We start from the raw sequence: 24,171 nt of genomic DNA, 5'->3' as shown, positions 1-24,171 counted from the left end.
ACATTGAAAAACAATAGATTATATTATTTATCAGCACTAACTATAGCATTGATTTTAGGGATTTTGTCTCGAAAAATCAATGACATTCCATTGTTTTTTGGTGATGTTTTGTATGCTGTTTTGATTTACTTCGGATTTCGATTTTTGATTATGGATTCAAAAAAATCAACCTCGCTCCTACTGAGTTTACTTTTTTGTTTTAGTATTGAAATCTTACAATTGGTTCAAATCGATTGGTTAATAGCTATCAGAAAAACCACTTTAGGTTATTACATTTTGGGCGAAGGTTTCCTTTGGTCGGATTTACTTTGCTATATAATGGGAACTTTTATGGCTTTTCAAATAGATAAGAAACTTATTAAAACTCAAAACTTAAACACGTTGTAACAAAAAAGTTATTGGATTTATTATCGAAGAAAATAGCTTCTTTTGAATCGAAATAACGAGCTTCGGTTCTTAATTTTACTTTTGAATTAGGCAAATAATCAAAGTTTATGGAAGCTCCTGAAGTTTTAAAAGCATCTGAAGTCGCAATAATCACGTTATCTTCATCCTGATAATATTCCACTCTAAACGCTGTTTGCCATTTTGGACTTATCGAATATTGTGCAATTAAAACAGGACTCATCCAAAACAAATGCTTATCATTTAAAGAGGAACTATCTTGAATTCCGAAATCAAATCCTAAAATGGTGCGCCATTTGGAATTCCAGCTGTTATCCCAATACAAATTATTGAAATAACGCATGGCTAATTCAGTTCCATAAAATTCTTTCCCAATAAAAGTACTCCAATTCAATGTCGCTTTTTCTGAAGATTTGTATACAACCTGAGTTCCTAAAGCTGGTGCAACGTCTTTTTGTGGTTTGTTAATACGTTGCCAACCATTAGTTACCAATCCCGAAAAACTCCATTTGTCATTTGGTTTGTAATTATACTTAATTCCTGTCATGAAGTAAGGCGAATTTTCCGCTAAAATAGAACGTGTTAAAGTCAAGTTGGAAGCCGTTGTTGCCGATTCAAAGCCGATGTAGCTTGGCATGATACCGACTTCAATTGATGATTTTTTGTTGTCATTCAAGTACATTCCCACATAAGCTTCGCTCAATAATTTTATATCTTCCGAAGCGAAATTATCATCAACATATGTTCCTGCATGAACAGCAATTGACGCATAAGCATTTCCGTATTGTAATTGAGCTCGAATTAATCCATTGTTTACACTAAACTCGTTATGACGGTTATAATTATACATAAATGGAAGTTTAGTATCGGTTGTTGGATTACTAAAATCGTACGCATAATACATTTCTAAAAAACCTGAAACTTTAATTTTTAACGAATCTTTTTCTTGAGCAAATGACATTGCAGAAAAACCAATCATTAAAACCTTAATTATATTTTTCATCTATTTCTTTCTATTTAATGAAATATTTGTTGTGGGTTGATATACCATAGGAAGCTCTTCAACTACAACATCACTTTTATCTAAACCAAACGCTTTTGTATCTGAGATAGACATTCTTTTCAAGATAAAATAACTATTAATCAACCAACCTTCTTTTACAGAGAATTCATTTTCAACCGATAAAAATTTTTCCAAAATTACAAATTTAAAGTCAGGTTCTGTATTGTATTTTGTTGATCCATCTGGTCGAGTATGTAAATTTAATTCGTTTTGTTGTACTAAATCTTGAACAATTTTTTTGAAATACAATTCAACCTTCGGTTGGATTCTAAATCCAACATTTAAAACAATTTTTATTACTGTATCATCAATAATTTCGTGAACTTCATAATCTAATGTGAAAGGCTCATCGGTGCGGTTAATGTGTAAAAACCAATACACATCAGCTCTTTTTGGCTTTTTCGAAAAAATTGAGTTAATGATTTTCTCTTCAATTTGGTTAAGTTTATCGGCTTTTGACAGATAAATTAAATGTGTTGAATATTTTGGAATTGTATCATCGTTACTTAATTCTTCTAATTTAAAAGCATGCTCTTTTATGTTTTCAAATTTTAAAAATTTATTATTGATTTTTCTTGAGTAATACCAAACATACATCACCATAAAAATGAATAATTCAAAGAATAAAAACATCCATCTTTCTTTAATTTTCACCACATTTGCAGCAAAAAATGAAAGTTCGATTACTGCAAAAATGAATAATATCAAGGCAATCCAACCGATTTTCATTTTCTTGATGTAAAACAAATAATACGACAATAAAAAGGTTGTCATCAACATCGCTACGGTTATAGAAAAACCATAAGCCGCTTCCATGTGTTCGGAATTTTTAAAGTATAAAATCATTAATACACAACCAATCCATAAAATTGTATTGACCGAAGGAATATAGATTTGTCCTTTCGTATTTGTTGGATTTTTCAAAGCAACTCTTGGCCAAAAATTAAGCGAAATAGCTTCATTAATTAAAGTAAAAGAACCACTGATCAAAGCTTGAGACGCAATAATAGCTGCCATTGTAGCAATAATAATTCCAAAAATTAAAAACCATTGAGGCATAATCGAATAAAACGGATTTCTACCCTCAAGAAATTGACTTCCTTGTGTCATTAACCATGCGCCTTGACCAAGATAATTTACTACTAAAGCTGTTTTTACAAAAATCCATGTAATTCGTATATTGTCTCTTCCACAATGCCCTAAATCTGAATACAATGCTTCTGCTCCTGTAGTACAAAGAAATACGGCTCCAAGTAACCAAAATCCATGTGGATATTCAACTAATAATTGATAAGCATACATTGGATTTAAAGCTTCTAAAATTTCTGGATGAATAACAATTTGTGAAATTCCCAAAACTAATAACATCGAAAACCAAACTACCATGGCTGGGCCAAAAAAGAAACCTACTTTTTGAGTTCCAAATCTTTGAAACAAAAACAAACCTGATAAAATAGCTATAACAATGGGAACTGTTGGCAAACTCGGTATAAGAACTTCCAAACCTTCTACAGCAGATGCTACCGAAATAGGTGGTGTTATAATACCATCCGCTAAAAGTGTGGTAGCGCCTAAAATAGTTGGAATCACTAATTTTCCTTTCCCAAAACGTTTAATCAAAGCATATAATGAAAAAACACCGCCTTCACCATGATTATCAGCTCTTAATGTCAATATAATATATTTAAAAGTCGTTTGAAATGTCAATGTCCAAAAAACACAAGAAATTCCTCCATATACAAGCATTTTGGATATTTCTCTATCTCCTACAATTGCTTTCATTACATATAGTGGACTCGTTCCTATATCTCCATAAATGATTCCTAATGCTACTAAAAGTGTTGCTGCTGTTACTTTTTGATAATTTGAATTACTCATTTTTTTATTGTATTTATATTTTTAATAAAGTGTGCTGCATAATACATTCCTAATTTTTCAGCTACTAAACTCAAATCATTGAGTTGGTTTTCTAAAGCGTCTTCTCGTTGTGGACATTGATTAATTTTAATGAATTCTCGAAGCCAATAATCTGAATTCGAATTAGATGACGGAGGACGAATCGCATTATTTAAAGACAAACTATCGCTGTTGCTTGGCACATTAGCTGTGTTGCTGTCTGAATTTTCCATATGTAATGATTTTTATGTCAGAATAAATCGATAACCAATTCCGCTTTCTGTGAGAATCATTTCGGGATGATTGGCATCTTTCTCAATTTTTTTTCTTAATTGTGCTACAAACACGCGTAGATATTGGGTTTGGTCACTATAACTTTTTCCCCAGATTTCCTTTAATAAGTATTGATGTGTTAATACTTTTCCTTCGTTTTTAGCCAAAATGGCTAATAAATTAAATTCTGTCTGTGTAAGTTTAACTTCTTCATTATTCACTTTTGCAATTCTAGCAATCAAATCAATCGAAAAATTAGATGAACTAATTATTGGTTCTGAAGCTTCTTTGATATGATTTCTCATGTGTGAACGCACTCTTGCTAATAATTCTTGCGTTCTAAAAGGCTTAATTAAGTAATCATTTGCACCATTATCTAACGCTTTTACAATTTCTGATTCTTCATTTTTAACCGATAAAATCATGATGGGATTCGAATACCATTCGCGCAATTGTTGCAATACTTTTTGACCGTCGACATCGGGTAAACCTAAGTCAAGCATAATCAAATCGGGTTGATAAGTAGCTGCAAAACGAATCCTTTCTAAACCATTTTCGGCTAATTTTACTTCAAAATCATTCGTACTTAAAGTGATTTCTAAAAGTTTTCTGATTTGCGATTCATCATCTATGACTAAAATTCGACACTTATTCATTTTCTGTCGGATTAAATTTTGAAACTTCGGTTTTAATTTTAACTACAAATTTGGCCCCACCTTCTACTCTATTTTCTAATGATACAGTTCCGTTTTGCGCTTCAACAAAACCTTTTACAATTGATAATCCCAAACCAGAACCGCCTGGTCGCGAATTTTTGAGTCGGTAAAATTTATCAAAAACAAGAGCAATTTCATCTTCTGGAAAACCATTTCCTTCATCTAAAATTATAATTTGTAATGTATCTTCTGTAAATGATAAATCGATATTTATAGTGCTTTTTTGTGGCGTGTAAATTATGGCATTGTTTAATAAATTATAAATTACATGCTCTGTTAAACCGTAATCCAATTTAAAAAGTGGCAAACTTTGGGGAACAGTAACTATTATTTTTTGCGAATACGATTTAATTTTTAAAGCTCTAATTACCTCGTACACAATTTCATTTACATCAACCCAATCCATTTTTGGAACTATAACGCCCGATTCTAATCGCGACATGTTCAATAAATTTTCAACCTGATTATTCAATCTCAACGAAGCAATTGAAATTTCTTCCAATAATTTTTCCTTTTGACTTTCAGTCATAATTGCATTGCTTTGAAGCGCATCAGTTGAACCAATAATGGCAGCAATAGGTGTTTTTAATTCGTGTGATAAACTATCTAAAAGTGTGTTATAGAGTTTTATGGATTGTAATTTTGACTCTTTTTCATTCGCAATTCGTTCAATTTGTCTGATTTTGAACGTCAAAACAGCATTAATTAATGCAATTACAAAATACATAAAGAACATAAATTGGTCTTCAGTATTTCCGATATGAAACGTATAATAAGGTTTGATGAAAAAGAAATTCCAAATTAAAGCACTCAAAACAGCAGCTAATAATGTGGGAACAATTCTGTAAAACATGGCTACAAACGAAACGGTAACCAAAAGAATAAAAGCAATAACCTTATAACCAATAATCTCTTTAAATGCAAAGCATGCAAGCGAAACCAGCACCACTAATATTATGCTGAAAATATATTGATTATTAAGATTTGATGTTCTACTAAACACGCTTTAAAACTTTACCATTGAATTACTTGGCAAAGATAAGTTGGGTTTTATAAATAGCGTATAAAAGAAGTACCAATAAGTATAAAGATTTTATAAAGATTTCTTTCTTCTCGTATCAATTAAATGGATAATTTGCCATTTCCCATTGTCGTTATACAAGGTAAAAGCATTAGCACCAATATGACTTAGCTTATCATTTACATAAAATTCATACGGAGTCCACACGTGTGCTAAATTACCATCAATTTCAACTTTGTAGTCAATTAACTTTTCAAATATTTTAAGATTGGCAGGAATAGTAGCTATTGAATTCAAAAATTCATCAAATTTTTCATCTTTCAGTTTATTTCCTTCTTTAGTATTGGCAACTGTTCGCAATACAATTTCTGGATGACATAATTCTTTTAAAGCAACAGTATCTTTAGCATGAAATGCAATAAAAAAATCTTCGACAATTGCTTTAGGCGTTTTTTCTTGAGCAAAAATTAAATTTGATACTAAAACAGTTGTAATAATAAATAGTTTTCTCATTGCAAAATTATTTAGATTAATGCATTAGTATCACTTGAACTAAATATGTTACAATTCCGGCAATGTATCCTGCTACTGCTAAAGGTGTTATCTTTTTTAAATACCACATAAAGGTAATTTTTTCTTTCTCCATTACAGCAATACCAGCAGCTGAACCAATTACTAACATACTTCCACCAGTTCCAGCACAAAGAGCAATGAATTCCCATAAAGAATGATCCATGGGGTAATCCGCTAATGAGAACATTCCTTGTGTAGCTGCTACTAAACTTCCGTTATCTACAATTGAAGATAAAACCCCAATTGCAACAATCATAGAATCTGTATTTGGTAAGTTTGTAATTAAAATATTAGCCAACTCTCTCAATACACCTACTTCTTGCAAAGCAAATACCATTAATAAGATTCCCATAAAATAAAGTATTGAACTAATATCAACTTTAGTTAATGCGTATGCGACTGAAAACTTATCTTTCTCTTCCTGTGTTTTTTTTCTATGATACATTATAGAAACTAAAGAAACCATTGATAATGAAATTAAAACTCCGATAAATGGTGGTAATCCTGTTAATGTTTTAATAATTGGAACCATTACTAAACCAACAACTCCTGCAATAAAAACGCTCATACTTCCTCTCATTTTTTCTTCCTGACGTACTTGAGCCATGGATACTTGAGCACGAAGAACAGCAAATCCTCGCATTCTAAAACTCGCAATTATTACAGGAACGAGTAAAACCATGATAGAAGGTAAAATCAATGCTTTTACAATTCCAAAAGAACTAACTTGTCCGCCAATCCATAACAAAGTTGTGGTAACATCTCCTATTGGACTAAAAGCTCCTCCAGCATTTGCTGCAATTACAACAATTCCAGTTAAGATCATTCTAATTTCACCTTTTGGCATTAACTTTCTTAGTAAAGTTACCATAATAATTGCTGTAGCTAAGTTATCTAATAATGCCGAAAGAATAAAAGTTATAAAAGCAACTATCCAAAGTAATTTTAATACTGATGTAGTTCTAATTCTACTCGTAATTACAGTAAAACCTTTATGAATATCAATTAATTCAACAATCGTCATTGCTCCCATTAAGAAAATAAGTAAGCCCGAAATCTCACCAAAATATTCCATTAATTTTTCAGTAACTAAATGTTGATCATCGTGACTAAATATGGCAATAACCACCCAGCAAATGGTTCCAGTAAGTAAAGCAGTAATTGTTTTGTTAATTCGAATGGGAGATTCTAGAATAACCGATAAGTAACCTAGAATTGCAACAGCAAGTAATATAGATATCATTTTAGCATTGTTTTTGATCGCTCCTAAATTAAAACATTAATTTAACATAAATTTAATATTTGAGAAATATTTTTTCAAAATCTAAAAAGAAAATAACATTTACTACCTTTGTGTTTTAAATACCAAAAAACATGTCAGTAGCAAAGAAAGATTACAAAAGAATTACAACAAGAACTTTGATTGATATGAAAGAAAATGGAGAAAAAATATCCATGTTAACTTCATATGATTTTACAATGGCAAAAATTGTAGATTCTGCAGGTGTTGATGTTATTTTGGTGGGTGATTCAGCAAGTAATGTTATGGCGGGACATGAAACAACACTTCCAATTACACTTGACCAAATGATTTATCACGCATCAAGTGTGGTTAGAGCTTGCGAAAGAGCTCTAGTAGTTGTTGATTTACCTTTCGGAAGTTATCAATCGGATTCTAAAGAAGCTTTACGCTCAGCTATTCGTATTATGAAAGAAAGTGGCGGACATGCTGTAAAACTAGAAGGCGGAAGTGAAATAAAAGATTCAATCAAAAAGATTTTAAATGCTGGAATTCCTGTAATGGGACATTTAGGATTAACACCACAATCTATCTATAAATTCGGAACTTATACCGTTAGAGCTAAAGAAGAAGCGGAAGCGGAAAAATTAATCGAAGATGCAAAAATGTTAGAACGTTTAGGTTGTTTTTCATTGGTATTGGAAAAAATTCCAGCTGCTCTAGCTGAAAAAGTGGCTAAAAGTATTTCTATTCCAGTTATTGGAATTGGCGCTGGTGGTGGTGTTGATGGTCAAGTCTTAGTAATTCACGATATGTTAGGAATGAATAACGAATTCAGTCCGAGATTTTTACGCCGTTATTTGAATTTATACGAACAAATGACGCAAGCTATTGGTCAATATGTAACCGATGTGAAATCGCAAGATTTTCCTAATGCTAACGAACAATATTAATTGTGTCTAACAAAGAAATTTCTACAAAAGACAACCTACAAATCCTTCACGAAGACAATCATATCATTGTCATCAATAAACGTGTAGGTGATATTGTTCAAGGAGATAAAACAGGTGACAAACCACTTTCTGATGTAGTAAAAGAATACATCAAAGAAAAATACAATAAACCTGGAGATGTTTTTTTAGGAGTTGTGCATCGTTTAGACAGACCAACAACTGGAATTGTGGTTTTTGCGAAAACTTCAAAAGCTTTAACTCGTTTGAACGAAACTTTTAAAAATAGAGAAACGCAAAAAACCTATTGGGCAGTGGTAAAAAATTGTCCTCCAAAAGAAAAAGACACATTAGTACATTTCTTAAAAAGAAATACTAAAAATAATACTTCAAAAGCACATTTAAAAGAAGTTCCCGATAGCAAAAAGGCAAGTTTAAGTTATCAAATTATCAAAAAATTAGATAATTATTTTGTACTCGAAATTGATTTACATACGGGAAGACATCATCAAATTAGAGCACAATTACAAGCAATTGGTTGCCCAATAAAAGGCGATTTAAAATATGGCTTTGACAGAAGTAATCCTGATGGAGGTATTCATTTACATGCTAGAAAATTAATTCTAACACATCCTGTTTCAAAAGAAATTATTACTTTTAATGCAATTACACCAAAAGACAATATCTGGAACACAATTTAATTATTTTAATTTATGAAAAAATTAATTCTTTCTCTAACATTAATTACAACTTGTTACACCTATTCTCAAGAACATTTTAGTGGAATCTCAACTTCAAAAAGAGGAGGTTTATTAAATGCGACAAATAATCCCGCTGAATTAGTAAACATGAATTCTAAATTTGAAGTTAATGCATTCAATTTTTCTATTGGAATGGCTAATAATAAATTAACTTTTAGTGATTTAGTTAGTGGAGATAATTTAGAAAATAAGATTTTTGAAGGAAATGATGTTGTTAACTTAAGATTAGATACTCAAATATTAGGACCTTCATTTGCTTTTAAATACCAAAAATGGGGATTTGGAATTACTTCAGTTGCTAATGTTAAAGCTAATGTTATAAACTTAGATTCTAAATTAGGAGATGCAATTCAGAATGGAGAGTTAAGTAATATTTTTTCTCAAACCGTAATTTCATCAAACGACAATCAAAGATTAAATGCAACAACTTGGGGAGAAATTGATTTAACAATTGCTAGAAATTTAATTGATCTTCCAAAACACAAACTTAATGTTGGAACAAATTTACGCTTATTATTTCCTGGAGCTTACGCTAACTTTTCTGCAACAAACTTAAATGGTACAATCGTAAACAATTTTGGAGATATTTCATTGGTAAATGCTTCTGCTAGCATTAATATTTCTTACGCTGGAGTTTTAGCAAACAACTATAATGATCAAGGAAACTACAACGAATTTTTCTCTCAAGGAATCAATGGTTTTGCTGCTGACATAGCATTTAACTACAGATGGAAGGACGAAAATGACGCCAATAGTTACCGATTAAACACCGGACTTTCAATTAAAAACATTGGTTCAATGACTTTTAAATCGGATAACAACTTAAGTAAAAACTATATTTTAAATGTTGATAATTTAGAAAGTTTAGATTTGAATCAATTTGAAAATGTTGAAAGTTTAACTGAAATCGAAGCTATTTTAAATGATCCTGCAAACGCAGCTTATTTTCAATCGACTTCAAGTACTGCTGACTATACAGTGAAATTACCAACCGTAATTAATGCCTATGCCGATGTTCGTTTAACTAAAAAATGGTTTGTTACAGGAAGCATCAATCAAAAAGTTAGCGATGATAGCAAAAGTGATTTTATCACAACGCAAAATTCATATACTTTAATTCCAAGATTTTCAGCAAAATGGTTTGAAGCTTATGCTCCATTAGCATCTAATGAAATTTCAGGCTTCACCAGTGGAATCGGATTTAGATTAGCTGGATTCTTCATAGGATCAAACAGTGTATTTACAGCTTTAGCCGATAGCGGTAAACAAGCCGATTTATATTTAGGAGTTCGTTTCGGATTTTAATAATTTAAAAAATATTTCTTATGCAATGGAGAGGTAGACGTCAAAGCGACAACGTAGAAGACAGAAGAGGAATGTCGGGCGGTGGAAAAGTAATTGCTGGTGGTGGTGCTATCGCAATTGTCTTTTTTCTAGTGAAAATGTTTTTTCCAGAAGCAGCACCATTTGTTGATACCATTCAACAAAGTCAAGGTGCTCAACAAACAGAGCAAGTTGAACAAAGAGAACTTACTCCTCAAGAAAAAGAAATGGGCGAATTTGTTTCAACCGTTTTTGCTGACACAGAAGATATTTGGACTAAAATATTTGAAGAAAATAATTTAGGCACATATGAACAACCCAAAATGGTTTTATTTACTGGTTCAGTTGAAACTGCTTGTGGTGGTGCAAGTTCAGCCTCAGGACCATTTTATTGTCCAGGCGACCATAAAGTATATATGGATTTAGCTTTTTTTGAAGAATTAAAAACTCGTTTTGGAGCTAAAGGTGGTGATTTTGCAATAGCTTATGTAATTGCTCATGAAGTAGGTCACCATGTTCAAACTCTACTTGGAACTTCTGGGAAAGTAAGACAATTACAACAAGGAAAAAGTGAGGCCGAAGCCAATAAATTATCCGTTTGCTTAGAATTACAAGCCGATTTTTATGGCGGATTATGGGCGCATTACAACCAAAAATATTTAGAAGAAGGTGACATTGAAGAAGCGTTAAGTGCTGCACATGCTGTAGGTGACGATGCCATTCAAAGTAAAATGCAAGGACATGTTGTGCCTGATTCTTTTACACATGGTTCATCTGAACAACGAATGAAATGGTTTATGAAAGGTTTTAAATCGGGCGATATTCGATTAGGCGATACTTTTGCTGAAGAACTATAATTGTGTTAAAAATTGAAGTACCCGAATCTGATTATTTATATATTCAAGATTCTCAAATACCAAATGCTGGAAAAGGTTTATTTACAGCAATTGATATTTATCCAAATGAAATTATCTCACTTTTTAAAGGAGAAATTTTAACCGATGAAGAAGCTCAAAAAAGAGTTTCCGAAGGAAATGACCGCTATTTCATTAACATGTTAGACGGTTCTATATTAGACTCTATGAATGTAGATTGCTTTGCTAAATATGCTAATGATGCCGAAGCTTTCTCTAAATCAGCATTCAAAAACAATTCCAAAATCACTTTAGACGATGAAGATAATGTTTGCATCGTAGCTACAAAGAAAATCAAATCCCAACAAGAGATTTTTTGTAGCTATGGTGTAAAATATTGGAAAAAACATAAATAATTTAAATCTATTCCCTTTTAAAATATTTTTTTTGTAATTTTGTTTAACTTTTTTAATTAATTTTTAAACAAAATGAATATTTCGTCTAAAAAAGACTTCACTGATATTGAAATTGATAGAATAATAGAAATGGCTTGGGAAGACAGAACTCCTTTTGATGCAATAAAATTTCAATTTGGTTTGAGTGAAGCAGATGTTAAGGCTTTAATGAAAAAAGAACTCAAATTTAGCAGTTATAAATTGTGGAGAAATAGAGTCGAAAATTGCAAGACAAAACATTTAGCCAAACGAGTTGAAGGCATTGATAGATTCAAATGCAAACTTCAAAGAGCCATTACAAACAACAAAATTTCAAAAAGATAAGATGAAAAGCAAAATTCCAGATAATGTAGTTTTTTCTGAAGAAAACGGCTATAATGCTAATATTTTGGCTTATCCTACGAGTGTTGGCGCGCCAGCAATTAAATTGGATAACGTTGTGGATTGGAAAAATATTGGTATTAGAAACGTAAACAAAGAATTTGAAAGCAAGTTTAACGAACTCAAAGCTGAGTATGAAAAGTTAATGCAAGAATACGAATGGAATGAAATTTTATACAATGCTAAATATTCATTTGAACCTATAATAGGCGAAATCTATCATTTGTATTTAGCTAAAGATGGTTCTAATTTTCTTTCATTAATTCATCCTGATCATTGGAATAAAGAACATATTGGTTCTTTTAAACTCAATAGTAACAAAAAATGGATTAAAATCGATTCCAAACACGATATATTTTAAATTATTGAATTCTTCTAATTACTTCTAGAAGAATTCAATAATTAAAACCTCAAACTAGCCCAACCACCCTTCTCTATCCAAACTACGATACTGAATAGCTTCTGCAATATGATGCGATTGAATATTCTCAGAATTCTCTAAATCAGCTATCGTTCTTGAAACTTTTAAAATTCTATCATAAGCTCTTGCAGATAAATTTAATCGTTCCATAGCTGTTTTTAGTAATTGTAACGAAACCTCATCTAAAACACAAAATTCACGAATTAATTTACTACTCATTTGCGCATTGTAGTGAATGTGGTCAAATTTTTCAAAGCGTTGCGATTGTATTTCTCTTGCTTTGGTAACGCGTTCTCTAATAGCTACACTACTTTCTGCTTTTCGAGTTTCGGTTAGTTTTTCAAACGGAACGGGTGTAACTTCAATATGAATATCAATTCGATCTAACAATGGTCCCGAAATCTTGCTCAAATAGCGTTGCATTTCTTGTGGAGTTGAACTCACAGGCGCATTCGGATCATTAAAATAACCGCCAGGGCTCGGATTCATACTCGCCACTAACATAAACGAAGATGGATACGTAATCGTAAATTTCGCTCTCGAAATCGTTACTTCTCTATCTTCTAATGGCTGACGCATAACTTCTAACACTTCTCGCTTAAATTCGGGTAATTCGTCTAAAAACAAAACACCGTTGTGTGCTAAAGAAATTTCTCCCGGTTGTGGATAACTTCCTCCACCAACTAAACTTACACTTGAGGCTGTATGATGCGGACTTCTAAAGGGACGTTGTGCCATCAAACCCACATCTTTAGTTTTTCCAGCTACCGAATGAATTTTGGTGGTTTCCAAGGCTTCTCGCATTGTCATTGGTGGCAAAATACTTGGTAATCGTTTTGCTAACATGGTTTTCCCTGATCCTGGAGGTCCAATCAAAATGATATTATGACCACCGGCGGCCGCAATTTCCATACAACGTTTGATTCCTTCTTGTCCTTTAACGTCTGCAAAATCGTGTTCTGGAAAGTTTAAGGTTTTTGAAAATTCTTCGGTTGTGTCAATTCTTGTGGGTTCTAAATTTCCTTTACCTTCAAAAAATTCGATTACTTCAGTTACATTTGAAATTCCATAAACATCCAAATCTTCAACTATAGCAGCTTCTTTAACGTTTTGAATTGGAATCATAACCCCTTTAAAACCTTCTTCCTTCGCTTTAATTGCGATAGACAATGCTCCTTTTATAGGTTGTAAAGTGCCATCGAGCGATAATTCGCCCATGATGATGTAATTTTCGATTTCTTTAGAGGTAATTTGGGAAGAAGCCGCTAAAATTCCAACCGCAATGGTTAAATCGTAAGCAGAACCTTCTTTTCGTAAATCGGCAGGTGCCATATTTACAATGATTTTTTTACCAGGAAATTGATAGGAATTGTTTTTAAGTGCGGCAGCAATTCGAAAACTGCTTTCTTTTATTGCGGAATCAGGAAGCCCAACTAAATGATAACCGATTCCTTTTTCTGTGTTAACTTCTACCGTAATGGTAGTCGCTTCAACGCCAAAAACGGCGCTTCCGAATACTTTTACTAACATGGCTTATACTTTTTAAATGGCTTATAATGATACAAATATAGAAAAAGTATTGAAAAAAATAACTTTTTTATTGAATTAGACAATCTGTTACCAATTCTATACTTTTGTGATCTACATTTACTATTAAAGTTTTATTTATGAATTTCACATATATCAATGCAACTACAGGTACTTCGGAAAAGTTTACTAACAAAACAATTACCCACTTTTTACATACGCATCTTGAAGAGTTTGGAGATACCGAAGAAGACATTCAAAAATGTATAGATTATGTTCTAAATCCAAATAAAGGCGGACAAATTATCATTGGTACTGATGAAGATAAAATTGTTGGAATTGTTATCCTAAACAATACAGGGATGAAAGATTATATTCCTGAAAATATATTGGTTTATATTGCCATTAATAATTCACAAAGAGGAAAAGGCTATGGAAAAAAACTTATGGAAAAAGCCATTTCTTCTGTTGAAGGAAATATTGCACTTCACGTTGAACCCAATAATCCTGCAAAAGCTTTATATGAAAAACTTGGTTTTACGAATAAATATTTAGAAATGCGATTGATAAAATAATTCGTATTATTGATAAATATCTTTTAGTTACTATGAATAAAAAAATCCCAATCGTTTGATTGGGATTTTTTATTGAAAAATTATTTTTTAAAAGCCGTCACACCATCCTGTAACCAAGTTTTATATTCCTCAACATCTGGCGTGTAACCAACAGGTTTAGAAATATCTTTTCCATCAGCATCTAAAACAACATAATAAGGTTGGGCATTAATGTTATATCGTTCAATTTGATATTCTCTCCATTTTTTCCCAATGGTAGTCACTTCACTTCCTGATTTTGAAACGTATTGTTCTTCTTTTGGTAATTCACGTTGGTCATCACCGTATAACGAAATCAGTACAATCTCATTTTTTAAGATTTTTAAAATTTCAGCATCAGACCACACATTTTCTTCCATTTTTCTACAATTCGCACATGCATGTCCAGTGAAATCTAATAAAACAGGTTTGTTTACTTTTTTTGCATAAGCTAAACCTTCTTCATAGTCATGAAATGCTGTTATTCCTAATGGTCCAATATGCGCATTTTCTGGTAAAGCAGATTCAGAAGAAACTCCAGAGCTTACTGTATTTTGATAACCAACTCCATACGGACTTTCACTGTAAGTCATAGGTGGTGTAAATCCGCTCAATATTTTTAATGGCGCTCCCCATAAACCTGGAATTAAGTAAATAGTGAATGTGGTAACAAATAAAGCTATGAATAATCTACCTACAGAAATATGAATCATTGGACTATCGTGAGGCAAAATTAATTTTCCGAAAAGATATAACGCCCAAGCTCCAAAAACAGCTATCCAAATTGCTAAAAAGACTTCTCTTTCTAATAAATGTGTTTGTAAAACTAAATCGGCATTAGATAAAAACTTGAAGGCAAAAGCCAATTCTAAGAATCCTAATGAAACTTTAACTGTATTTAACCATCCACCCGATTTCGGTAACGAATTCATCCATCCAGGGAACATAGCAAACAACATGAAAGGCAAAGCAATTGCTGAAGAGAATCCTAACATCCCAACTATTGGTCCTATTCCACCTTGTCTTGCTGATTCTCCTAATAAGGAACCTACAATTGGTCCAGTACATGAAAAAGATACAACAGCTAAGGCTAACGCCATGAAGAAGATTCCGATGATTCCACCTCTATCGGCTTGTCTGTCGATTTTATTTAAAAATGAATTAGGTAAAACGATTTCAAATGCTCCTAAAAATGAAGCTGCAAAAACGATTAGAATTACAAAAAATATCAAGTTAAACCAAACATTAGTCGATAACGCATTTAGTGAATCGATTCCAAAAATAGCCGTTATTATCATTCCTAAACCAACGTAAATAACAATGATAGAAATTCCATAAATAAAAGCATTACGAATTCCTGCCGCTTTGGTTTTACTTTGCTTGGTAAAGAAACTCACTGTCATTGGTATCATTGGGAATACACAAGGCGTAAGTAAAGCAGCAAATCCACCTAAGAAGGCTAAAATGAAAATTCCCCACAAACTTTTCTCCTCTTCTTTTGGAGTAGAAGTTGGAACAATTTCTTTTGTAGATTTTTCAGAATCTGTAGCTGTAATCGATGTTGTATCGGTACTAACAGAAGTTGTATCATTTGAAACTACACTTGTTGGTGCAACTTCTTCTACCTTAATTTCAGGCAATTTAAACGTAAACGTAGCATCTTGCTGAATACATTGTTCTTTACAAACTTGGTATTCGACATAAACTTTTACCTCTTTTACTTTTGGATTGGTAACTTTTATAATTTGCTTGAACTGAGCGGTTTTTGCAAAGTAATATTCGTCAACTTCAAAAATATCGTTGTATACTTTTTTATATGGACTTTCTTTAGTCTTCCCAACTAAATCGAAGTTTCCTTTTGCGTTTTTATAATCAAAAACGGTTGGAAGTGGTCCGTTTTCTGGTGTAAATTGCGAATACATGTGCCACTCGTTTTCGATAGTAGCATCCATGACCAATTCAAATTCGGTAGCCGATTTTTGAACGACTCTTGTTTTCCATTGTACCGGATTTATAATTTGTGCATTTCCAAAAAATCCAAAAATTAAGGCGATTAAGGCAAAATATTTTCTCATTCTTCTAATACGATTTTTATACTGTTTTGTGTTGTTTCATTACTTGTAAATCGATTATCTGCTCGTTTTCCGATTACCCAAACAATTTGGTCTTCCGAACATAATAACCACTGATTTTCTTTATCTAAAAGCGAATATTTTTCATCTTTGAAATATTTACTCAATTTCTTTTTCCCATTCATTCCTGACGGATAAAAATAATCTCCTTCTTGCCATTTTCTAATAGTAAGCGGAAATTTGAGTTTACTTTCATCTACAAATATACAATTCGAATGTGTTTCAAAAATGTTAACTCCTTTATAAAACCTAAGTTTTAAGGGAATATTAACTTTACTATCTAACGATTCGATAATAAAAAATGTTGAATTATTTGATGATTTTCTTTCAAAAAGGATTAATTTTTCTCGGTCTTTCAACAAAATATGCGTTTCGGAAAATACTTTTTTTCCTGATTGTGCTTCCACCAAATCATAAATATCATTCCAAGCCGAAAATCTATATTCTTTCAACCATTGGTACAAATACGCTTTATAATTTTGGAATTCAAGCAAAGGTTTCAAATGAATTTCTAGTTGATTTTCTTTTACTACAACAACTTTCTCATAAACCAATTTAGAAGCATCCTCAACCAAACTTTCCGCTTGTTGCAAATGATGTAAAGTATTTTGAAACGAATCTAAAAATCCGGTATTCAATTCTTTTAAAATGGGAACAATATCGTGACGTAGTTTATTACGAAAATACTTATCCGAAGCATTACTCGAATCTTCTCGCCATTGAACTTGATTTGCTTGTGCATAATTTTCAATTTCTTCTCTTGAAAACGTCAACAATGGACGAATAATGTTTCTATTTTGAGCTGGAATTCCTGTCAACCCTTCTAAACCAGTTCCTCTTGTGAAATTGATTAAAAACGTTTCAACATTGTCATCCAAATGATGAGCGGTTAAAACATAATCAAAACCAAGTGAAATAATTTCTTGAAACCAATCATAACGTAACTTTCGTGCAGCTAATTGGATGGAAAGTTTGTTCTCATTAGCAAATTCGAGCGTATCAAACGTCTCAATAAAATATGGAATATACCTATCTTGACAAATTTCCCTAACCAACATTTCATCTCCATCACTCTCTTTTCCACGCAGTTGAAAATTGCAATGTGCTACGCAAATATCAAACCTCAACTTATAAAACAAATCCAACAAAACCATACTATCAATGCCACCACTTACCGCTAAAAGCAATTTCTTGTCTTTTAGTTGGGGGAAATTTTGTTCGATATGATTTTGGAATTTTGTAAGCATGACCAAAAATAAGGAATTATTTGGATTGCAGCACTTCAAACATCGCTTTTGCCTTCAACAGACATTCTTCGTATTCATTTTCAGGAATGGCTTGAGAAGTTATAGCACTTCCAACAGAAAATGATAAATATTGATTTTTTGAATTATACAAAATACTTCGAATCACCACATTAAAATCAAAATCGCCATTCGGAGTAAAATAACCTACTGCTCCACTGTATAATCCGCGCTTTGTTTCTTCCAATTCTTCAATGATTTGCATAGCCGAAATCTTTGGTGCACCAGTCATACTTCCCATAGGAAAAGAGGTTCTCAGAATTTCAATTGGTGAAGTCGTATTCTCTACTTCGGAAACGATCGTAGAAATCATTTGGTGGACTTGTTTAAACGTATAAATCTGACACAATTCTTCCACTTGAACGCTTCCTTTTGTAGCGGTGTGCGATAAATCGTTGCGAACTAAATCGACAATCATGATGTTTTCTGAACGCTCTTTTTCGTTTTGAGCTAAATCTGATTTTAATTGTTCGTCTTGTTCTAAATCGAAACTTCTTCTTGCCGTGCCTTTTATGGGTTGGGAAATGACTTTATTTCCTTCTTTTCGCAAATAACGTTCAGGAGAAGCGGAAAGTAAATACTGAAAATTATTCTTGAAATACACCGCAAATGGTGGTTCGGAAATAGCATTCAGTTTTTGATAGATTTCCAAAGGTTCAATTTGAGCATTTTCGGCATAAAATTCCATGCAGAAATTGGCTTCGTAAATGTCGCCACGATGAATGTGTTCCAGCATTTTGGAAACTTTGGAAAGGTAATTTTCTTTTGAGATGCGTTGTTTTATAGTGATGGATGATGGGTGATGGGTGTTGGTTGTTATAGAAAGGATTTCTTCGAAATCTGAATCTATTTCGTCATCGCATAATCGTAAATATTGAATTTCGAGTTCATTTTCTTTGATTAAAAATAACTTTTTGGGTTGGAAGAAAAACAAATCGGGAAAATCTAATCCGTCGAAATTGTTGGAATGTAAAGCTTCGGTATCGTTTTTTAAATCGTAGGACAAATAACCAAACAACCAATCTTTCGTTTGACTTTGGTACTGATACAAATCTTGAAACGCATTTTCGTAATCGGTTTTAATCGAAGTAAAAGCATCTACCGCCAAAACCGTATCGTAACTCGAATACTTTTGATTATAGGCATTCGAATCTAAAAAAACAACTTCTCTATGTTGGTTGGCCCAATGCAAAAGTTGATTTTTAAAGTCGGGAAACTGGGAAATATCTTTCGTAATTACTGTTCTCAAATTGGAAAATTTACTTCGTAAAAGTACAACAAAAAAATAGTTGTTGGAAAATGGTTCAAATGTTAAAATTTGGCACGGTTTTTATTCTTGCCTCAACAACTAACCCAATTAAAAATTCATTTGTATTGATTCTAAAACTACACGTATTAAAAACAATTAATCAATAACTTTAAAAATGAATTTTTATGAACAAAAACACCAAAATCGTATTGACTTTGCTAGCACTTGGTTTAATAGTAGCATGTAAAGAAAGTGTAGCTGAAGAAACACCTGATTATTCAGAAAATGTTGCAACTGATAGCACAAGTGTTGTTTCTTCTTCCGCAGCCGTTGAAAACAAAAACAGCAATCGAAAATTTGTTAGAACAGCCGATGTAAAATTTAAAGTCAAGAATGTCGCTAAATCGACTTATGCGATTGAAGATGCGACAACGAAATTTGGTGGATTTGTAACCTATACCAATCTTCAAAGCAACATTCACAGCGAAGACAGAACCAAAGTGAGTCAGGATAGCACGTTAGTAACTACAAAATATAAAGTAGATAACAACATTACCATTCGCGTTCCAAATACGAAAATGGATACGGTGATTAAAACCATTGCGAAGCAAATTCATTTTTTGGATTATCGCATTATCAAAGCAGATGATGTTTCGTTGCAAATGTTATCCAATGAATTAGCTCAAAAAAGAAGTAATTCTTCAGAAAAGCGTTTAGAAAATGCAATTGATTTGAAAGGAAAGAAACTGAATCAAGTGGTAAAAGCAGAAGAAACATTAGATTCGAAAAAAGAACAAAATGATGCTTCAAAATTGCAGAATTTATCACTTCAAGACCAAGTCAACTTTAGTACGTTAACGCTAAATATTTACCAAGACGAAAGCATCAAACAAGAAATGGTGGCTAATGAAAAAAGCATCAACGCGTACCGACCAAATATTGGGTTACAAATTTGGGACAGTATAAAAACAGGTTGGTTTATGTTGGAAAACATTGTTTCATTTATTGTAGTGCTTTGGCCATTTGCCTTGATTGGGTTTTTAGGACTCATAGGATATAAGAAGTTTTTGAAAAAGTAAGAAATAAGCCATCGGGAAACCGGTGGTTTTTTGTTTACATAATTTACTATCTTTGAAATAACTAACCAAAAAACTATTCAAATTATGAAAATTGCAACTATTATTGTTCGTGTACTTTTAGGAGCTATGATGCTTTTTGCTTCTATTTCTTATTTTTTCAACCTTATGGGAGAACAACCTGAACCAACTGGAGATTTGGCTACTTTAATGGCTGGATTTATGGCTTCAAAGTACATTTTTCCTGTAGCAAAAGCTATTGAATTAATAGCAGGATTAATGCTCGTAAGTGGCAAATTTGTTAGATTGGGAACCATAATTTTATTACCGATAAGCATCAATATTTTTCTAATTCACGTGGTTGTTAGTGGAACAGATATTCCCATGGCAGCAGCCATCTTATTTGCAAATGTGTTTTTAATTTACGCTAATTGGGATGGTTTTAAAGAAATTGTAAAGCCATAATTTGAAATAAAGCTAAAATAAAAAATCCCAAATTTCATTTGAAATTTGGGATTTTTAGTATGATAACTTATCTTAATTACACGTGTAATGCTCTATTATCTGTAGCTGCTAATGCTGCTTCTTTGATAGCTTCTGCAAATGTTGGGTGTGCGTGAGACATTCTTGAAATATCTTCTGCACTTGCTCTGAATTCCATAGCTGTTACAGCTTCTGCGATTAAATCGGCACATCTTGCACCAATCATGTGAACTCCTAAAACTTCATCAGTTTTAGCATCAGCTAAGATTTTTACAAATCCGTCAGTGTCTCCTCCTGCTCTAGCTCTTCCTAATGCTTTGAATGGAAAACTTCCTGCTTTGTACGCTATACCTTCTGCTTTTAATTGCTCTTCTGTTTTACCAACAGCTGCAACTTCTGGCCAAGTGTAAACAACACCAGGAATTAAATTGTAATCGATATGAGGTTTTTGACCTGCTAAAATTTCAGCAACCATAACACCTTCTTCTTCCGCTTTGTGTGCTAACATCGCTCCACGAACTACATCACCAATTGCATAAATATTAGAAGCCGAAGTTTGTAAATGATCGTTTACTTCGATTTGACCTCTTTCGGTAACTTTTACTCCTGCTTTTTCAGCGTTTAATCCATCTGTATAAGGACGACGACCTACAGAAACTAATGAATAATCCCCTTCTAACGTGATGATTTCTCCTTTAGCATTTTCTGCTTTAACCGTTACAACATCTCCAGCTCTTTCTACTGATTGAACTTTGTGAGACGTATAGAATTTCATGCCTTGTTTCTTCAATACTTTAGTCAACTCTTTTGATAAAGCAGCGTCCATTCCTGGAATAATTCTGTCCATGAATTCAACAACAGAAACTTGCGCTCCTAAACGTAAATACACTTGACCTAATTCGATTCCGATAACACCACCACCAATAATTACTAAATGTTTTGGAACTTCTTTTAGTTTCAAAGCTTCAGTAGAAGTAATGATTCTTTCTTTATCTAATTTGATAAATGGCAAGCTAGAGGGTTTAGAACCTGTAGCAATAATAATATTTTTTGATTCGATGATTTCCGAAGAACCATCTTCTTTAGTCACTTTTACAGAAGTAGCACTTTCAAACGAACCTACTCCATTGAAAACAGTGATATTGTTTTTATCCATTAAGAATTTTACACCACCCGAAGTTTGATCTACAACTGCTTGTTTACGAGCAATCATTTTCTCTAAATTCACTTTTACATCTCCCGAAACTTCAATTCCGTGGTCTGCAAAGTGTTGTAACTCTTCATAATGATGCGAAGATGCTAATAATGCTTTCGATGGAATACATCCTACATTTAAACAAGTTCCTCCAAGAGTTGAATATTTTTCAATAATAGCTGTTTTAAAACCTAATTGGGCACAACGGATAGCTGAAACATATCCTCCAGGGCCAGAACCAATAATGGTTACATCAAATTGACTCATGATTGTATATAAAGTTTGTTGTTTGACTTAAATTCGGATACAAAAGTAACGCTTTTTGAATTAATTCTTTGTTACTTTTTTGGTAAATTATTATAGCTTAGTTTAAAGTAAAAGCGGTTGTATATTTTACTTCCCCAATCATAAATGAACTGTGCGTACTTCCGATATGTTGCAAACCGGTAAGTTTCGTAACCATGAACTCACGATATTCTTCCATATCCTTAACGTTCACTTTTAAAATATAATCATAATCGCCACTTACGTGATAGCATTCTGAAACTTCAGTTAATTTCACTACTTCGTTTTCAAAAGTGGTAATAAAATCTTTAGTGTGTTGATTTAACTTGATGTGGCAAAAAACTACGAAAGATTTGTCTAACTTAACTCGGTCTAAAAGCGCTACGTATTTGGTAATAACTCCTTCACGCTCTAATTTTTTAATACGTTCGTAAACAGCAGTTACGGAAAGATTTAATAATAGGGAAAGCTCCTTGGTTGTCCTTTTAGTATCTTCTTGTAGAAAACCTAAAAGTTTTTTGTCGATTGCGTCCATTGGTTAGTTGTGTTGTTGTTTGTTTTTTAGTTGTCAGCAAATGTAACTAAAACGAATAAATAACAGAAATAAAAACTACAACTTTAACTAAATTTAGAATAAAAATCTAATTTTAATTTCAAGTATTGAATAATAGTTTGTCAAATTATATTTTTGATTTAAAATAAACAACTAAACTTTAAAATTATGGAAAAATTTAATCCGGCAGATCGTATACAAGATTTACAATATTTCGGAGAATTTGGTGGTGTAAATCCATCGATTTCAGATAGTTCAACATATACTTTTCTTTCAGCAAAAACCATGTTTGACACCTTTGAAGGTAATGCTGAAGGTTGTTATTTATATTCGCGTCACTCTTCGCCAAGTAATTTATATTTAGACAAAGCATTGGCAGCAATGGAAGGAACAGAATCGGCTAACGTGGCAGCTTCTGGAATGGGTGCCATAACTCCTACTCTTTTGCAATTATGCGGAAATGGTGACCATATCGTTTCAAGTAGAACTATTTATGGTGGAACGTATGCTTTCTTGAAAAATTTTGTTCCAAGAATGGGCATCAAAACTACATTTGTTGATATTACAAAGTTAGACGTAGTTGAAGCGGCTATTACTCCAAATACAAAAGTTTTATATTGTGAAACCGTTAGTAATCCTTTGTTGGAAGTAGCTGATATTGCTTCATTAGCTAAAATTGCCAAAAAACACAATATCAAATTAGTGGTGGATAATACGTTTTCACCTTTATCCGTCGCTCCAGCAAAATTAGGTGCTGATATCGTGATTCACTCGTTAACAAAATACATCAACGGAAGTAGCGATACAGTTGGTGGTGTAGTTTGTGCGTCTCAAGAATTCATCAACAGTTTAAAAAATGTAAACGACGGAGCAAGCATGCTTTTAGGTCCAACAATGGATAGTTTGCGTTCGGCTTCTGTAATGAAAAACTTAAGAACGTTACACATCAGAATGAAACAACACAGCCACAATGCAATGTATTTGGCTAAGAAATTTGAAGCAGACGGAATCAAAACGGTTTATCCAGGATTAGCAAGTCACCCAAGTCATGAAATTTACAAAACCATGATTAATCAAGAGTACGGTTTCGGTGGAATGATGACGATTGACGTTGGAAGTTTAGATAAAGCCAATGCGTTAATGGAATTAATGCAAGAAAGAAACTTAGGTTACTTAGCAGTAAGTTTAGGATTCTATAAAACGTTATTCAGTGCCCCTGGAACTTCAACTTCATCAGAAATTCCATTAGAAGAGCAAGCAGAAATGGGCTTAACCGATGGTTTAATTCGTTTTTCAATTGGTTTAGATAACGATATTGAAAGAACGTATCAAATGATGAGACAATGTATGGTAGAATTAGGAGTTTTATAATTCTAGCAAAATAATTTCAATAGAATCCGATTTAGCAATGAATCGGATTTTTTTGTAACAAATACGTAACT

Annotated in this window: 25 protein-coding genes; 12 read left to right on the top strand and 13 right to left on the bottom strand. The window is 32.5% G+C overall.

Going from position 1 to position 24,171, the window contains the following annotated elements; translation table 11 throughout:
* Positions 1 to 3 precede the first annotated feature (3 nt).
* Complete coding sequence (locus IM755_RS11265) at positions 4 to 387, top strand: ribosomal maturation YjgA family protein (RefSeq protein WP_194096892.1); 384 nt, start codon at positions 4 to 6, stop codon at positions 385 to 387.
* Here the strand turns inward: IM755_RS11265 and IM755_RS11260 are convergent.
* The 7 genes from IM755_RS11260 to nhaD all read right to left on the bottom strand — a co-directional run bounded on the left by IM755_RS11260 (position 359) and on the right by nhaD (position 7,190).
* Complete coding sequence (locus IM755_RS11260) at positions 359 to 1,408, bottom strand: porin (RefSeq protein WP_194096890.1); 1,050 nt, start codon at positions 1,406 to 1,408, stop codon at positions 359 to 361. The genes IM755_RS11265 and IM755_RS11260 overlap by 29 nt on opposite strands.
* Positions 1,409 to 3,346 carry a KUP/HAK/KT family potassium transporter gene (locus IM755_RS11255; protein WP_194096888.1) on the bottom strand — a complete coding sequence of 646 codons (1,938 nt, stop codon included), beginning with the start codon at positions 3,344 to 3,346 and terminating at the stop codon, positions 1,409 to 1,411. It abuts the gene before it with no gap.
* Positions 3,343 to 3,597, bottom strand: coding sequence for a hypothetical protein (locus IM755_RS11250; RefSeq protein WP_194096886.1), 255 nt, complete (start codon positions 3,595 to 3,597; stop codon positions 3,343 to 3,345). The genes IM755_RS11255 and IM755_RS11250 overlap by 4 nt, the downstream gene beginning before the upstream one ends.
* Positions 3,598 to 3,609: 12 nt before the next feature.
* The gene (locus tag IM755_RS11245; protein WP_194096884.1) at positions 3,610 to 4,293 is read right to left on the bottom strand and encodes a response regulator; all 684 of its coding nucleotides are present in this window, start codon (positions 4,291 to 4,293) and stop codon (positions 3,610 to 3,612) included.
* Positions 4,286 to 5,356 carry a sensor histidine kinase gene (locus IM755_RS12860; RefSeq protein ID WP_317172456.1) on the bottom strand — a complete coding sequence of 357 codons (1,071 nt, stop codon included), beginning with the start codon at positions 5,354 to 5,356 and terminating at the stop codon, positions 4,286 to 4,288. The genes IM755_RS11245 and IM755_RS12860 overlap by 8 nt, the downstream gene beginning before the upstream one ends.
* Positions 5,357 to 5,446: 90 nt before the next feature.
* Positions 5,447 to 5,887, bottom strand: coding sequence for a Cif family virulence factor (locus IM755_RS11235; protein ID WP_194096882.1), 441 nt, complete (start codon positions 5,885 to 5,887; stop codon positions 5,447 to 5,449).
* 16 nt (positions 5,888 to 5,903) lie between these two features.
* The gene (gene nhaD / locus IM755_RS11230) at positions 5,904 to 7,190 is read right to left on the bottom strand and encodes a sodium:proton antiporter NhaD (RefSeq protein ID WP_194096880.1); all 1,287 of its coding nucleotides are present in this window, start codon (positions 7,188 to 7,190) and stop codon (positions 5,904 to 5,906) included.
* A gap of 131 nt (positions 7,191 to 7,321) precedes the next feature.
* Between nhaD and panB the strand changes: the two genes are divergently transcribed.
* The 7 genes from panB to IM755_RS11195 all read left to right on the top strand — a co-directional run bounded on the left by panB (position 7,322) and on the right by IM755_RS11195 (position 12,272).
* Positions 7,322 to 8,140 carry a 3-methyl-2-oxobutanoate hydroxymethyltransferase gene (gene panB, locus IM755_RS11225; RefSeq protein ID WP_026726677.1) on the top strand — a complete coding sequence of 273 codons (819 nt, stop codon included), beginning with the start codon at positions 7,322 to 7,324 and terminating at the stop codon, positions 8,138 to 8,140.
* Between the two features lie 2 nt (positions 8,141 to 8,142).
* Positions 8,143 to 8,838, top strand: a complete 696-nt coding sequence (locus IM755_RS11220) for an RluA family pseudouridine synthase (RefSeq protein WP_194096878.1) — start codon at positions 8,143 to 8,145, stop codon at positions 8,836 to 8,838.
* Between the two features lie 12 nt (positions 8,839 to 8,850).
* On the top strand, positions 8,851 to 10,203 hold the full coding sequence (locus tag IM755_RS11215; RefSeq protein WP_194096876.1) for a hypothetical protein: 1,353 nt from the start codon (positions 8,851 to 8,853) through the stop codon (positions 10,201 to 10,203).
* A gap of 20 nt (positions 10,204 to 10,223) precedes the next feature.
* Complete coding sequence (gene ypfJ, locus IM755_RS11210) at positions 10,224 to 11,078, top strand: KPN_02809 family neutral zinc metallopeptidase (RefSeq protein WP_194096875.1); 855 nt, start codon at positions 10,224 to 10,226, stop codon at positions 11,076 to 11,078.
* Between the two features lie 2 nt (positions 11,079 to 11,080).
* Positions 11,081 to 11,491, top strand: a complete 411-nt coding sequence (locus IM755_RS11205; protein WP_317172454.1) for an SET domain-containing protein-lysine N-methyltransferase — start codon at positions 11,081 to 11,083, stop codon at positions 11,489 to 11,491.
* Between the two features lie 72 nt (positions 11,492 to 11,563).
* Positions 11,564 to 11,854 (top strand): TIGR03643 family protein, encoded by a 291-nt coding sequence (locus tag IM755_RS11200; protein ID WP_194096873.1) that lies wholly within the window; start codon positions 11,564 to 11,566, stop codon positions 11,852 to 11,854.
* Position 11,855: 1 nt separating this feature from the next.
* On the top strand, positions 11,856 to 12,272 hold the full coding sequence (locus IM755_RS11195) for a DUF2452 domain-containing protein (RefSeq protein ID WP_194096871.1): 417 nt from the start codon (positions 11,856 to 11,858) through the stop codon (positions 12,270 to 12,272).
* Between the two features lie 54 nt (positions 12,273 to 12,326).
* Here IM755_RS11195 and IM755_RS11190 read toward each other — a convergent pair whose 3' ends face one another.
* Positions 12,327 to 13,862, bottom strand: a complete 1,536-nt coding sequence (locus IM755_RS11190; protein ID WP_194096869.1) for a YifB family Mg chelatase-like AAA ATPase — start codon at positions 13,860 to 13,862, stop codon at positions 12,327 to 12,329.
* 137 nt (positions 13,863 to 13,999) lie between these two features.
* Here IM755_RS11190 and IM755_RS11185 point away from each other — a divergent pair, with 137 nt between their 5' ends.
* Positions 14,000 to 14,434, top strand: a complete 435-nt coding sequence (locus IM755_RS11185; protein WP_111567055.1) for a GNAT family N-acetyltransferase — start codon at positions 14,000 to 14,002, stop codon at positions 14,432 to 14,434.
* A gap of 80 nt (positions 14,435 to 14,514) precedes the next feature.
* Here the strand turns inward: IM755_RS11185 and IM755_RS11180 are convergent, their stop codons facing one another.
* From IM755_RS11180 to IM755_RS11170, 3 genes are read right to left on the bottom strand one after another with little or no spacing between them, the layout of a single operon-like run.
* A complete protein-coding gene (locus IM755_RS11180) occupies positions 14,515 to 16,527 on the bottom strand; it encodes a protein-disulfide reductase DsbD family protein (protein WP_194096867.1) in 2,013 nt (670 codons plus the stop codon).
* Positions 16,524 to 17,831: a tRNA lysidine(34) synthetase TilS gene (gene tilS / locus IM755_RS11175; protein WP_194096865.1), complete on the bottom strand. Its 1,308-nt coding sequence runs from the start codon at positions 17,829 to 17,831 to the stop codon at positions 16,524 to 16,526. The genes IM755_RS11180 and tilS overlap by 4 nt, the downstream gene beginning before the upstream one ends.
* Positions 17,832 to 17,847: 16 nt before the next feature.
* Complete coding sequence (locus IM755_RS11170; protein ID WP_194096857.1) at positions 17,848 to 19,137, bottom strand: anthranilate synthase component I family protein; 1,290 nt, start codon at positions 19,135 to 19,137, stop codon at positions 17,848 to 17,850.
* A gap of 185 nt (positions 19,138 to 19,322) precedes the next feature.
* Between IM755_RS11170 and IM755_RS11165 the strand changes: the two genes are divergently transcribed.
* Both IM755_RS11165 and IM755_RS11160 read left to right on the top strand, forming a co-directional pair.
* Positions 19,323 to 20,216 (top strand): DUF4349 domain-containing protein, encoded by an 894-nt coding sequence (locus tag IM755_RS11165; protein WP_194096855.1) that lies wholly within the window; start codon positions 19,323 to 19,325, stop codon positions 20,214 to 20,216.
* An 84-nt stretch (positions 20,217 to 20,300) separates the two neighbouring features.
* Positions 20,301 to 20,678 carry a DoxX family membrane protein gene (locus IM755_RS11160; RefSeq protein ID WP_194096853.1) on the top strand — a complete coding sequence of 126 codons (378 nt, stop codon included), beginning with the start codon at positions 20,301 to 20,303 and terminating at the stop codon, positions 20,676 to 20,678.
* Positions 20,679 to 20,754: 76 nt separating this feature from the next.
* Here IM755_RS11160 and lpdA read toward each other — a convergent pair whose 3' ends face one another.
* On the bottom strand, positions 20,755 to 22,158 hold the full coding sequence (gene lpdA, locus IM755_RS11155) for a dihydrolipoyl dehydrogenase (protein ID WP_194096851.1): 1,404 nt from the start codon (positions 22,156 to 22,158) through the stop codon (positions 20,755 to 20,757).
* A gap of 97 nt (positions 22,159 to 22,255) precedes the next feature.
* A complete protein-coding gene (locus IM755_RS11150; protein WP_194096849.1) occupies positions 22,256 to 22,711 on the bottom strand; it encodes an Lrp/AsnC family transcriptional regulator in 456 nt (151 codons plus the stop codon).
* 186 nt (positions 22,712 to 22,897) lie between these two features.
* Here IM755_RS11150 and IM755_RS11145 point away from each other — a divergent pair, with 186 nt between their 5' ends.
* Positions 22,898 to 24,100: an aminotransferase class I/II-fold pyridoxal phosphate-dependent enzyme gene (locus tag IM755_RS11145; protein ID WP_194096847.1), complete on the top strand. Its 1,203-nt coding sequence runs from the start codon at positions 22,898 to 22,900 to the stop codon at positions 24,098 to 24,100.
* The last annotated feature ends 71 nt before the right edge of the window (positions 24,101 to 24,171 follow it).

It is taken from the genome of Flavobacterium proteolyticum (genome assembly GCF_015223105.1).
Lineage (GTDB): Bacteria > Bacteroidota > Bacteroidia > Flavobacteriales > Flavobacteriaceae > Flavobacterium > Flavobacterium proteolyticum.
The sequence above is the reverse complement of the archived record's forward strand: the minus strand, read 5'-3'. Positions and strand labels throughout refer to the sequence as shown.